This window comes from Zunongwangia profunda SM-A87 (genome assembly GCF_000023465.1).
Classification (GTDB): Bacteria; Bacteroidota; Bacteroidia; order Flavobacteriales; family Flavobacteriaceae; genus Zunongwangia; species Zunongwangia profunda.
The window spans coordinates 3237991-3250903 of record NC_014041.1 but is presented as its reverse complement, the minus strand read 5'-3'; the positions used below and the strand labels follow the sequence as shown (position 1 = coordinate 3250903).

The following is a 12913-nucleotide window of genomic DNA, read 5'->3' as shown; positions in this document are numbered from 1 at the left end:
TTATTTTTTAATGATTCTATAAGGTTGGGTGGTACCACGGTTAGTAGTAAAAATAGCTATATAAACGCCCTGTGGATATCTTGATAGGTCAATGGCATAGCTGTTGGTATCCTTATTAAATTGATATCTGGAAAGGGCCTGGTTGGTGTAGGTTAGAAGGGTCATTTCTTTAAAATAAACTTGAGAAGTATTTTGCCATTCTACACGAATATGGCCAGAGGTTGGATTTGGCGCGGCATTGATAACGATAAGTTCATCATTGATAGGTGTATTCTCAAGATTTTGAATCGTATCATTACTGGTAGCGGCAAAATTTTGAATGGAAGTAGTTGTCTGACCTGGTCCACGAAATGTTTGATTTCCCGCAGCATCGTAGGTAAATGTGAGATCTTGCGCGTAGGAATTTAGGCACAGCAGAAGCCCTACACAAACTAGTAGTTTTTTAACCATTTTTAAAAAAGTATTTAGTTGAAGAACAGTTTTGTAGGGTGGGTCAAAATTATATTATTTTAAGATACGTTAAGAAAATTTAACACATTTTACTCGATAAATTTCCAATTATAATTGATTAATCGTTTTTACTGATACATTTGATTACTGATATTTTTATCAAAAAGTACCAACAACTATTGGATTATAGATTTTGGGAAATTTATATAGGACTGCTCATCGAAGAAAATTTGAATTTCCTATTGAAGGATTAAAATTACTACGAACAGATAAGGTATGATTTCTGTCAGATACTCATTACTTTTGATAAAAAATAATTCAATGCTAAAATTATCAATATATGCTATTCTTTTTTTTAGTCTGTTTTTTTATTCCTGTAAAAATGAAGAGGAAAAAAGAGAATTGAAAACTAATGAAAGCAAGGATACCGAGTTACAAACTTCACAAAAAAGCAATACGGTAAACCCTGAAGATCTTTTGAAACAGCAACCAGAAGAAATTGAAACTCCAGAAGGTATGGTTTGGGTATCTGGTGTAAAATTTACAATGGGAGCATCAGAAGGTGATCCTTATGCTTTACCTAGAGAAAAACCAGCACATCCTGTGGCAGTAGACGGTTTTTTTATAGATCAAACCGAAGTAACCAATGCACAGTTTAAAAAATTTACAGCTGAAACAGGATATGTGACCGTGGCAGAGCGCCCAATCGATTGGGAACAAATGAAAAAACAACTACCACCGGGAACCCCCAAACCCCCTGATAGTGTTTTACAACCAGGCTCTTTAATATTTAAAAAAGAGCTGGAAAATATAGCCAACCTTAATGATTACGGCCAGTGGTGGGAATGGAAAACGGGAGCCGATTGGAAACATCCGCAAGGACCACAAAGCGATATAGAAGGAAAAGATAATTACCCGGTAGTTCATATAGCTTATGAAGATGCTTTGGCCTATGCCAGTTGGGCAGGGCGTGACCTACCTACTGAAGCTGAGTGGGAAGCGGCAGCACATGGTAAACTTCATGGCGGAATTTACACCTGGGGTGACGACGAATCTAAGTTGAATAAAGAAGCTAATACCTGGCAGGGAGAATTTCCGGTTAAAAATATTCCAGAAGATGGTTATAAATATGCCGCACCGGTAAAATCTTTTCCGTCAAACAGTCTTAATTTATATGATATGGCGGGTAATGTTTGGGAATTTACTAAAGATAATTTTAATACCAGATATTATCAGGATGCTTTACAACAGGGGGAGTTATTAAACCCTAAAGGATCGACCACTTATTTTAATGAAGACAATCCTTACCAAAAGGAAAAAGTGATAAAAGGAGGTTCCTTTTTATGTAATAAATCCTATTGTGCCAGTTATCGTATTTCATCTAGAATGGGAACATCAATGGATTCTGGTACAGATCATTTGGGTTTTAGAACAGTAAAGCGGGTAAAATAGGTATATTTAAAATCATACCAAATAAATCGCTATTGTCCGGTTAAAGATGAAAAGTCACTCAATGATACAAGATTTGATTATAAGTTTACTATTAGTGTTTGAAGTCTTTTCCGGAAACAAATTGCAGTTAGCCTTGGAAAAATATGGCAAAGCCTAAAAGGCTATCGACAACCCAGAAAATAAGTCGTTATTACTGGGGTTGAGTCATCATTCTTGGATGAATTCGCCAAGTCTTAATTTAAGATTAAAAAGGTTTTCACCTGGATACCTTGGGACATGCTCCCGAGGTATTTTATTTGATTAAAAGTTTTATTTCATTTTATTTAAAATTGTAGAATTAATATAATCAAAACTCAGATAAACTAGTTTATATATTAATAATTCAATTTTAATTTAATTATTAGTCATTTTTATCCTATAAATTTTGATAATATTCAAAATTTAAATTATACTTGTAGTCAAATAAACTATTAGTGTGCTGAAAAATTGTTTCAGAGACTAATAAAATGGACTTAGAATGTATTTTTTAGGAATAGATCTGGGAAGTAGCTCAGTAAAATTATCGATTTTCGATGCTGATTCTCAACAAAGCATTGCAGCTGTTGGAGAACCAAAATCTGAAATGGCAATGGAAGCCTTACAGCCAGGTTGGGCAGAACAGGACCCGAATCAATGGTGGGAAAACGTTAAAATAGCGCTACAACGTTTACAATCTGAATATCAAATTGATTTAACCCAAATAAAAGCTATTGGTATTGCTTACCAGATGCATGGTTTGGTATTAACCGATAGTCATTTAAATCCTGTACGGCCTTCAATAATTTGGTGTGATAGCCGTGCTGCTGCCATCGGAGATAAGGCTTTTGAGGAAATAGGAGAAGAGCAATGTCATGATATGATTTTAGGAAGTCCGGGTAATTTTACGGCTTCAAAATTAAAATGGGTAAAAGAAAATGAGCCAGAAATTTATAAGAAAGCGGCTTATATGATGTTACCTGGTGATTATATCGCTGCCAGATTTAGTGAAAAACCGCAAATTAGTAAAGGAGGCTTATCTGAAGGGATGCTTTGGCATTTTAAAGAAAACAGACTGGCAAAAGAGATTCTTGAGTATTATGGGATTTCAGAAGAATTGATTCCTGAAGTGGTTTCTAACTTTGGAGATCAGGCTTTAGTTTCTTCAAAAGTAGCTAAAGAATTAGGGCTTTCAGAAGATGTGAAAATTACATATCGTGCAGGAGATCAGCCCAACAACGCCATGTCTTTAAATGTACTTAGTCCGGGTGAAATAGCGACTACTGCAGGAACGTCCGCAGTAATTTATTCGGTTAGTGAAAATCATGCTTTTGATAAAGATAATAGGATTAATACGTTTTTACATGTAAATAACCAGGAAAATGAAAACAGAAACGGAGTGATGGTCTGTATCAATGGTTCCGGAATTCTCTATCAGTGGTTAAGAAATATTTTGTCTTCTGGACGTGATCATATTGTTGATTATGAGTATCTGAATGAAGTGGCAGCACAATCAAAACCAGGTAGTGAAGGCTTGCTTTTTCATCCTTTCGGAAATGGCGTAGAGCGTATATTTCAGAATAAAGAAGTTTTGTCTGGAATATCGAATCTTAACTTCAATATTCATAAAACCTCTCATTTAGTACGAGCCGCCTGTGAAGGAATCGTATTTGCTATGAATTACGGTTTTGAAATTATGCAGGAAGTTGGCGCTTCTGGAAAAACAGTACGCGCCGGTAAAGATAACTTATTTCTGAGTCCGGTTTTTCAGGAAATTTTTGTGAATACGACCAATACCACACTTCAACTATATAAAACAAACGGTGCTGACGGAGCGGCCAGAGGTGCAGCCTATGGTTATGGGCATTATAAAACTTTAAAAGAAGCCTTTGATAGTTTGGAATGTTTACAAACCATAACACCTCAGCCAGCATTGGTAGAAGCCTATAAAACAATTTATAATAACTGGAAAAAAGCCATTAAATTTTAATATTATGAGTAATTATTTTAAGAATATCGACACCATAAAGTTTGAAGGTAAAGAGAGTGATAACCCTTTAGCTTTTAAATATTATGACGAAAATAAGGTGGTAGCCGGTAAAACTTTAAAAGAGCATTTAAGATTTGCCGTAGCCTACTGGCATACGTTCAATAATAAAGGAGGAGATCCTTTTGGAGCTGAAACCGAAATTTTTGAATGGGATAAAAAAGATGATCCCGTAGCCCGGGCAAAGGATAAAATGGATGCTGCCTTTGAATTTATGACGAAGCTTGGTGTACCTTATTACTGTTTTCATGATGTGGATATTGTAGACGAAGCTCCAACTTTAGGAGAGTTCGAGAAAAGAATTCATTCAATGACTGAATATGCGAAACAAAAGCAGGAAGAAAGCGGATTAAAATTACTTTGGGGTACTTCTAACTTGTTCAGTAATCCAAGATATATGAATGGTGCCGCAACAAATCCTAATTTTGATGTGGTAGCTTATGCAGGGGCACAGGCTAAGATAGCATTAGATGCGACTATCGCTTTAGGTGGTGAAAATTATGTTTTTTGGGGTGGTCGTGAAGGTTATATGAGCCTCCTGAATACCGATATGAAAAGAGAGCAGGAGCATTTGGCGACTTTCTTGGGAATGTGTAGGGATTATGCCAGAAAACAAGGATTTAAAGGGAACTTCTTTTTAGAACCAAAACCTATGGAGCCAACAAAACATCAATACGACTATGATGCAGCAACTTGTTTAGGTTTTATAAATAAATATGGTCTTAAAGACGATTTTAAACTGAATATTGAAGTAAACCACGCCACACTTGCAGGCCATACTTTTGAGCATGAATTACAAACGGCTATCGATGCAGGTATGTTGGGAAGTATCGATGCTAACCGTGGTGATTATCAAAACGGATGGGATACCGATCAGTTCCCAATCGATCTTTTTGAAGTAACACAGGCTATGATGATTATTCTTGAAGGTGGAGGTTTACAAGGTGGAGGAATAAACTTTGATGCAAAAGTAAGAAGAAACTCTACCGATTTAGAAGATAAATTTATTGCGCATATCTCTGGAATGGATGTTTTTGCAAGAGGTTTAATTACTGCAGATCATATTCTTAAAAACACAAAATATGCTGGCTTGAAAAAAGATCGTTATGCTTCTTTTGATAGTGGTAGCGGTAAAGATTTTGAAGCAGGAAAACTTACTTTAGAGCAATTAAGTAAGTTAGGGAATGCTAATGGAGAGCCAAGCAAAATAAGTGGCAGACAAGAACTTTATGAGCAAATAATTGCTAATGCTTATTAATTATCCATACTTAACCAATATTTTATGTAAGAGAGGCTATTTTTTGATAGCCTCTTTTTTATTGGCAAATACTTCGAGACTTCCTTCGAAATTGTAAAAACTTATCCGTTTCATACCTCATGAACTAGCCATGAGGTTCTTACTTTCAAATTTTGAAAGTAGAATGCTTAAAATTTGTAAGAAAAATCGAAATATCCCCTCTCATGGGTATTGAAACACCTTTAAGCGAAAATTACATTTGTTAGTGTAAATAATTCATTAATTATAATTATCACTCTTATGAATCGCTTAATTTTACGTCACTTCGAGGTTTTAGAACAATTTATTTCAGACTTTAAAAGAGCAGAAGCTTTACTTCTCATTGCAGTTGGAAAAAGACAAAGGGATAAGGCAGAATATAAAATGGATCTCGTCATCTTTAATTTTGAAATTTATACCTCAAAATACCCTGAAATCTATAATTTCTTCTTGGGAAAATTTCAGGATGAATTTAAGAAAAGGGAGGAATGGGATCGCTTGAGATCCAGAGAAAATTTTGTGCCTTATCTGAAAAATTTAATGAATTCTGTTGGGATGCAGAATGCTTAGGTTAAGATCAAATAAGTCTATATCAACAATGCTTTAAAGCTGAAACTGATGTTTCTTCTTTAATACCCTTCTTTGATATGGTAATTTTAATTTGGTATGATGCTGTAGACAGAATTTTAATTTCCAGTGTGGTACAATATCAGGACATCTTGTTCATCTAACCTGTATTTTTCATATTTGAAGTTATAACTGGCATCAATAAAGTTCAGATTATTTGTTCTTGAGTTTTAACGATTTGTATAGGCTGATAAAAAATACCTTTGCTATAATCCTGCAATCAAGGATTCAGATTGGTTATTAAAAGTTGAAAATATACCAGTCTGTTTATATACCATTTAACAGCAGTAACTTTTTTATTTAAATGAATTCTTTTCAAAAACAGGAAGAGAAGCATAAGGTTTGTCATGGCTATCGGTAATCCAATGCACTTTCCAGTCTAATTCCTAAATTTTCCTGTTTCAAAATAAACGATCTCTCAGATTTAAGTTTACCACCTGATTTTTTTGTTTTAATCCAATAGTATTATCATTGATCTGATTTTAAATTTTTGCCTGAATAATGAATTAGTTGGTCTTCGAGTCTGATACCTTCTCAATTCCAAATGTCAGCGTATTTTGAATTTCGTTTCCTTTAGATCGGGGATAAGAGATTATATAGGATTTTTGCTATAGAGGGAGGATTCCTTTAATATTCCATATTAATTCCTTTGGGATCTAGCATGTATTGCTACTGTAGTTTGAATTTTCTAAGTAGGCTAATAAAAAACCTGGAAAAAGATTAAAATATAGAGAAGTCTAATTTTTATAATGACAATTTACAGAGATCTAAAGTCTTAAATTAATCGTTTTATCTAATTATTCAAAAATCAAAGGATTAGAAAGGAAAATTTTTAAAATATAATATTCTATTAAAATATTAATTTATATATTGAGTTTTAGAATAGCTATATCGTTTTATCTTTAAATATTTGATAATGTATTTACGCATTTTTTCTTTCGCTTTATTAGTATTAATTTTTTCCTGTAAGGAATCTTCAGAAAAACAAAAACCAGGTAAGGCCTTATTTAACGGTCAGGATCTTTCGGGGTGGACCCAGATGGGTGGGGAAGCTAACTATGCAGTAGAAGATGGCATAATTGTAGGGAAGACCGTTAGCGATACGCCCAATTCCTTTTTAACTACCGATAAAATGTATGATGATTTTATCTTAGAACTGGATTATAAAGTGGATTCCAGTATGAATTCGGGAATACAGATTAGAAGTAACAGTATTGCTTCTTATCAAAATGGTAGGGTACATGGTTACCAAATTGAGATCGATCCTTCAGAAAGGGCATGGAGTGCAGGTATTTATGATGAAGGTAGGAGAGGCTGGCTAGTCGATTTGGATAATAATTCTAAAGCACAAAAAGCTTTTAAACAAGGGGAGTGGAACCATTATCGTATAGAAGCCATAGGCGATACCATAAAAACCTGGATCAATGGAGTTCCTGCCAGCTTTTTGATAGATGATAAAACAGCAAGCGGATTTATAGCCCTGCAGGTACATAGCATAGCTAAAGATGATAAGCCTGGAAAAACGATCATGTGGAAGGATATCCGTATTCAAACCGATAGCCTGGAGCACTATTCCCAAAAAATGCAAATCGCTCCTGTGACCACTAAAAATACCTTAACCACATCAGAGGAAAAAGACGGCTGGAAAATGCTTTGGGATGGTAAAACCACCGAAGGTTGGCGAGGTGCACGTTTAGAGGACTTCCCACAACAAGGTTGGGAGATCAAAAACGGGATATTAACTGTACTGGCCAGTGGTGGAGCCGAATCGGCAGCCGGTGGTGATATTGTTACCGAGGAATTATATGGAGATTTCGAGCTTAAAGCAGATTTTAAAATTACCGAAGGAGCCAATAGCGGGATTAAATATTATGTAGATACAGATATTAATAGAGGCCCGGGTTCTTCTATAGGTCTGGAATACCAGATTTTAGACGATGATAAACATCCAGATGCCAAATTGGGCAATCATGAAGGTAGCCGTACCGTAGCCTCTCTTTATGACCTTATCAAGGCTGATCACGATAAACCCATTCATCCGGTTGGAGCGTGGAACACCGCAAGGATCATATCTAAAAACAATCATGTAGAACACTGGTTAAACGGCACCAAAGTATTGGAGTATGAGCGGGGCAGCGAAGATTTCAGGAAATTGGTTTCGGAAAGTAAATATGCCAAATGGGATCGTTTTGGAGAATTTGAAGAAGGTCGCATTTTACTGCAGGACCATGGTAACCGGGTATCTTTTAAGAATATTAAAATAAAAACATTATAGCATGGCGACAAGAAAAGAATTTATTACCAAATCCTTATTAGGCAGTGTTGCTGTTGCCGCATCCGGTGTGGCACCGAGCTCTGCTATGGCCATGCCTGCGAGTAGTTACCGTAAAATTATCGGAGCTAATGATAAACTGCATATAGGAATTGCCGGATTGGGTAGGCGTTTAGGCGCTTATCTTGATCCTATCGCCTTAAAAGAATCAAATGTAGAGCTGGTGTACTTATGTGATGTAATGCAGCATCAAAGGGAAAAAGCGGTTAAACGTTTTTCAGAGCGTTTGGGATATTCACCTAAAGGGGAGAACGATATTCGTAAGGTGATCGACGATAAAAAAATAGATATTCTGGTGAATGCTACTCCCGATCACTGGCACACTCCGGGCGCTATCATGGCCTTAAAGGCCGGGAAACATGTATATGTAGAGAAGCCCTGTAGTCATACCATGGACGAGAATGAGAAACTGGTAGCAGCAGCATCGAAGTATGATAAGGTGGTGCAAATGGGGAATCAGCAGCGTTCTTCGGCTCATACCGTGGAAGTGATCAACGCCATACATAATGGGGCGATCGGCACGCCTTTTAAAGCGATCGCCTTTTATACTAACGCTAGGGGAGAGGTGCCTAATCAAAAACCAGCGGCCGTTCCCAAAGGCCTGGATTGGGAATTGTGGCAGGGGCCGGCTCCAAGAAGAGCCTATACCGATAATACCTGGGATTACAACTGGCATTGGTATGGCTGGAATTATGGTACAGCAGAAGCCGGGAATAATGGTACTCACGAGCTTGATGTAGCCCGTTGGGCACTGGGCGTGGATTTTCCTCGTGAAGCAAATGTAGAAGCTTATAAGCGTCATTTTAAAGAAGATGGCTGGGAAATGTATGATACCATGAAGGCTACTTTTAATTTTGCGGATGATAAGATCATAGAGTGGGATGGGAGAAGTCGAAGTGGTTACGATCTTTATAATGGCGGTCGTGGAACTATTATCTACGGAAGTGAAGGTACCGTCTTTGTAGACCGTAATAAATATGAGGTGTACGACCGCTCCGGAAAAATGATAAAGTCTACAGAATCCGGCTCGCAGGAAGCAGGTACTGCTCTGGGCGGTGGCGGTGATACGACCACAGCGCACATGCTTAATTTCTTTAATACCATTCGTGGAAAGACCACATTAAATGCCCCTATTGATGATGCCAGTATAAGCATGGCTATGGTGCATTATGCCAATATTGCATATCGCATTAATAAAGGCTTTGCCGTAGATGAGAAATCAGGAAGGATATATGATCGTGAAGCCATGAACCTTTGGAGCAGGAGTTATGAACCAGGTTGGGAACTGGACGTATAATCAGATTTAAAATATACAGATATTCTATGAAAAAGAATATGATGAAAAACGATATGATGAAGCGAAGAAGTTTTGTAAAGCGAAGCAGTTTGGGAGCCTTGGGAGCAATGGCGGCCATGTCGGTACCTTCTTTAAATGCGCTGTCCTTTTCGAAAAATGATAGTATTAATATTGGGGTGATCGGAACAGGCGACCGTGGCGGCGGATTGATCCCTGTAATAGATGAGATCCCCAATTTAAACTTAATCGCTTGCTGTGATATCTTACCCTTTCGATTAGAGCGAGGGGTTTCAAGAGCTTCAGGTAAAATAAAGGGATATTCCGATTACCGGAAAATGCTTGATAATAAAGATATCGATGCTGTTCTCGTTGCTACACCGTTTAGTACCCATTCTGCCATAGAAATTGATGCCCTGGATGCCGGTAAGCATATTTATGGCGAAAAAACCACAGCGAAAGGTTATGAAGGAATAAAAAAGCTCAATAATAAGAAAAAAGAGAGTAAAACGATATTCCAAACAGGACATCAATATCATAGTTCGCGTTTATATACCCATGTGGTCGATTTGATCAAAAAAGGCATGGTGGGGAATATCACCGCCTTTGAATGCCAATGGAATCGTCATGGGAATTGGCGCCGCCCGGTACCCGATCCAGATTTGGAACGATTGATTAACTGGCGGATGTACCGGGAATATTCAGGTGGTTTGGTAGCCGAACTATGTTCTCATCAAATCGATTTTGTAAACTGGGTAATGGATGCTGTTCCAGAACAAGTGATGGGTGCCGGTGGAATCGATTACTGGAAAGATGGTCGCGAAACTTATGATAATATTCATTTAATCTATAGCTATCCAAAAGGGGTTAAAGCCAAATTCACCTGTTTAACGTCTAATGCCCTGAACGATTATCAAATCAAAGTTTTAGGGGACAAGGGGACGATCATTCTTGATTATGAAAATGCCTGGTTTTATCCCGAAGGAGATTATGAGGATCGGGAACTTGGAGAGGTCGATGGCGTCTCGGGCGCAACAATGCAATGGGAGAAAGGTAAAGGAATGCCGATAAAGATCGAGCATACTCATTCTTCCAAACAGGCTTTAATGGATTTTTCGGATAGTGTCTTGAACAATACCCAGCCAAAATCAGATTTTGTAACAGGAGCCAAGGCAGCCATCGCCGTACAAATGGGACTTGATGCCATGTATAATAACGAAATTGTGAAGTGGAAGAAAGATTTTAAAGATTTGTATTCATAGTTATTCATAGTTTAGAATTATGATAATGGTATTAAATTTATTAGCATTGATAAGTTTATGATCTCCCTTTTGCCTAGGATTATAATAATATCTTCGAAATTTTAAAAAGATTTTTCCATACATACTTCAATAGTCTACCTTAAACTTTTTGATTTCAATTTAGGATAACAATAACATTACTAAAACATTTGTTCTGTAATCAATTATTTAAATTGAAGCATTGCTTTTAACTTGAAAAAATCCTGAGAAGGATTCTGTCAGGTTTTGCATCTTAAATGGCTTCAAAAATAATTGTATATGGATGAAATTGAAAAATGGATTAAAAACCGTGATGAAAATCAATTAACTAAAGATGAAGAGAAAATCTTTGACGAAATTGGTTTAAACGGAACCTCCCGTAGAAAATTTTTAAAACAAATGTCTGCGGCAAGCCTGAGTATTTGCGCTTCTTCTTATTTAACTTCAGATCTATTAGCGAGTCCTGCCAGAGCTTTACCAGATAACCCCAAGGTACTTTTAAATGAAGTAAAGGTAAATCTTAAGGTCAACGATATGGTAAAGCAATTGGCTTTAGATTCGAGGACTTCACTTTTGGACGCGCTTAGAGAACGTCTGGAACTTACCGGAACTAAAAAAGGATGCGATCACGGCCAATGTGGTGCCTGTACCGTAATGGTAGATGGTAAGCGTAAACTTTCCTGTTTAACTTTAGCCGCCACTTGTGAAGGTAAAGAAGTGACTACGATTGAAGGTTTAGCAGAAAACGGGAATCTTCATCCAATGCAGCAAGCTTTCTTAAAACATGATGGTTTCCAATGTGGATATTGTACACCGGGGCAAATTTGTTCTTCAGTAGCATTACTAGAAGAAGCGAAACGCGGAGAAGCGAGTTATGTGACCGAAGATTTTAAAGAGGTAAAAACCGATTTGAAACTTTCCGAAGAAGAAATTAGAGAGCGAATGTCTGGTAATATTTGTAGGTGTGGAGCTTATAATAACATAGTTCAGGCTTTTAAAGAAGTGCATTCTGGAGACGACGAGATGCCTACCTGGGAGTTCGCTACTTCCGAGCAAATGGAGAAAGCCAAAAACTCCTGATCTATTGATTGATTTTTAGGATCAAAAATCTTTTTGAATTCCTCTTTTGAGGATAAAACACAAACTAACTATGAGACCATTCAATTACACGAATGCAAAAAATAAAGAACAGGCACTTCAATCTTATACCAGTACTTCGCATTATTTAGGGGGAGGAACGAATTTGGTTGATTTGATGAAAGAAGATGTAGAACGTCCCGATCAATTAATTGAGGTCGCTAATCTGGACTATAAAAATATAATTAAAAAAGAAAGTGGCGGGTTTACACTAGGAGGAATGTTAAGTAATTCTGAGACTGCCAATCATCCCGATATTCGAAAAAATTACCCATTACTTTCTATGGCAATGCTTTCTGCAGCTACCGCCCAAATTAGAAATATGGCCACAAACGCCGGAAATTTATTGCAACGAACGCGCTGTCCTTATTTCTTTGAAACTTCAATGCCTTGCAATAAACGTGAACCGGGTTCAGGTTGTGGCGCTAAAGATGGAGTGAACTCCCTTCATGCTATTTTTGGTTATAGCGATAAGTGTATCGCAACACATCCTTCAGATATGTGCGTGGCGTTGGCAGCGATGGATGCAAAAGTAGAGGTGCAAAAGGTTTATGGTTCTTCAAGAATGATAGATTTTTCCAATTTCCACAGATTACCGGGAGATCAGCCTGAAAAAGATAACACTTTAGAACCTGGGGAGTTGATCACTGCCATTCATTTAGACAAACCTAAATTTTCAGATCATTATTATTATTTAAAAATACGTGAGCGCTCTAGTTATGCATTTGCTTTAGTTTCTGTAGCTGCCGGTTTGCAGATTAAAAGTGGTGTAATTACCAAAGCTGGTCTCGCCATGGGCGGCGTAGCACACAAACCCTGGAAGTTTACCGAAGTTGAAAAATTTTTAGAAGGTAAAAAACCGAATAAAGTAAACTTTGAGACAGCAGCAGAAATGGCAATGCAAGATGCTAAACCTTTTGAAGGTAATAAGTATAAAGTTGAAATGGGTAAAAGGGCAATCGTAAGAGCGCTTACCCATGCCTATGAAAGAAAAGCTTAAAAT

General features: G+C 37.1%; 10 protein-coding genes. 9 read left to right on the top strand and 1 reads right to left on the bottom strand.

What is annotated here, in order from left to right; translation table 11 throughout:
• Positions 1 to 450, bottom strand: a complete 450-nt coding sequence (locus ZPR_RS14200) for a T9SS type A sorting domain-containing protein (protein WP_013072415.1) — start codon at positions 448 to 450, stop codon at positions 1 to 3.
• Between the two features lie 321 nt (positions 451 to 771).
• Here ZPR_RS14200 and ZPR_RS14195 point away from each other — a divergent pair, with 321 nt between their 5' ends.
• The 9 genes from ZPR_RS14195 to ZPR_RS14155 all read left to right on the top strand — a co-directional run bounded on the left by ZPR_RS14195 (position 772) and on the right by ZPR_RS14155 (position 12910).
• Positions 772 to 1902 carry a formylglycine-generating enzyme family protein gene (locus tag ZPR_RS14195; protein ID WP_013072413.1) on the top strand — a complete coding sequence of 377 codons (1131 nt, stop codon included), beginning with the start codon at positions 772 to 774 and terminating at the stop codon, positions 1900 to 1902.
• A 517-nt stretch (positions 1903 to 2419) separates the two neighbouring features.
• Positions 2420 to 3907, top strand: a complete 1488-nt coding sequence (locus ZPR_RS14190) for a xylulokinase (RefSeq protein ID WP_013072412.1) — start codon at positions 2420 to 2422, stop codon at positions 3905 to 3907.
• Between the two features lie 4 nt (positions 3908 to 3911).
• Positions 3912 to 5222, top strand: a complete 1311-nt coding sequence (gene xylA, locus ZPR_RS14185; RefSeq protein ID WP_013072411.1) for a xylose isomerase — start codon at positions 3912 to 3914, stop codon at positions 5220 to 5222.
• A 279-nt stretch (positions 5223 to 5501) separates the two neighbouring features.
• Complete coding sequence (locus tag ZPR_RS14180) at positions 5502 to 5810, top strand: hypothetical protein (protein ID WP_013072410.1); 309 nt, start codon at positions 5502 to 5504, stop codon at positions 5808 to 5810.
• Positions 5811 to 6783: 973 nt separating this feature from the next.
• Positions 6784 to 8142 carry a 3-keto-disaccharide hydrolase gene (locus ZPR_RS14175; protein ID WP_013072409.1) on the top strand — a complete coding sequence of 453 codons (1359 nt, stop codon included), beginning with the start codon at positions 6784 to 6786 and terminating at the stop codon, positions 8140 to 8142.
• A 1-nt stretch (position 8143) separates the two neighbouring features.
• Positions 8144 to 9496: a Gfo/Idh/MocA family protein gene (locus ZPR_RS14170; protein WP_013072408.1), complete on the top strand. Its 1353-nt coding sequence runs from the start codon at positions 8144 to 8146 to the stop codon at positions 9494 to 9496.
• Positions 9497 to 9522: 26 nt separating this feature from the next.
• A complete protein-coding gene (locus ZPR_RS14165) occupies positions 9523 to 10755 on the top strand; it encodes a Gfo/Idh/MocA family protein (protein WP_013072407.1) in 1233 nt (410 codons plus the stop codon).
• 297 nt (positions 10756 to 11052) lie between these two features.
• Positions 11053 to 11853: a 2Fe-2S iron-sulfur cluster-binding protein gene (locus ZPR_RS14160; RefSeq protein WP_013072405.1), complete on the top strand. Its 801-nt coding sequence runs from the start codon at positions 11053 to 11055 to the stop codon at positions 11851 to 11853.
• A gap of 70 nt (positions 11854 to 11923) precedes the next feature.
• Entirely contained in the window at positions 11924 to 12910 is a 987-nt protein-coding gene (locus tag ZPR_RS14155) for an FAD binding domain-containing protein (RefSeq protein WP_013072404.1), read from the top strand.
• Positions 12911 to 12913 lie beyond the last annotated feature (3 nt).

What these genes read in the sequence shown, in the direction of transcription:
- ZPR_RS14195 (WP_013072413.1), top strand. Translation starts at nt 772, where the DNA reads ATGCTAAAATTATCAATATATGCTATTCTTTTTTTTAGTCTGTTTTTT.
- ZPR_RS14170 (WP_013072408.1), top strand. Translation starts at nt 8,144, where the DNA reads ATGGCGACAAGAAAAGAATTTATTACCAAATCCTTATTAGGCAGTGTT.
- ZPR_RS14175 (WP_013072409.1), top strand. Translation starts at nt 6,784, where the DNA reads ATGTATTTACGCATTTTTTCTTTCGCTTTATTAGTATTAATTTTTTCC.
- ZPR_RS14155 (WP_013072404.1), top strand. Translation starts at nt 11,924, where the DNA reads ATGAGACCATTCAATTACACGAATGCAAAAAATAAAGAACAGGCACTT.
- ZPR_RS14160 (WP_013072405.1), top strand. Translation starts at nt 11,053, where the DNA reads ATGGATGAAATTGAAAAATGGATTAAAAACCGTGATGAAAATCAATTA.
- ZPR_RS14200 (WP_013072415.1), bottom strand. Translation starts at nt 450, where the DNA reads ATGGTTAAAAAACTACTAGTTTGTGTAGGGCTTCTGCTGTGCCTAAAT.
- ZPR_RS14165 (WP_013072407.1), top strand. Translation starts at nt 9,523, where the DNA reads ATGAAAAAGAATATGATGAAAAACGATATGATGAAGCGAAGAAGTTTT.
- ZPR_RS14190 (WP_013072412.1), top strand. Translation starts at nt 2,420, where the DNA reads ATGTATTTTTTAGGAATAGATCTGGGAAGTAGCTCAGTAAAATTATCG.
- ZPR_RS14180 (WP_013072410.1), top strand. Translation starts at nt 5,502, where the DNA reads ATGAATCGCTTAATTTTACGTCACTTCGAGGTTTTAGAACAATTTATT.
- xylA (WP_013072411.1), top strand. Translation starts at nt 3,912, where the DNA reads ATGAGTAATTATTTTAAGAATATCGACACCATAAAGTTTGAAGGTAAA.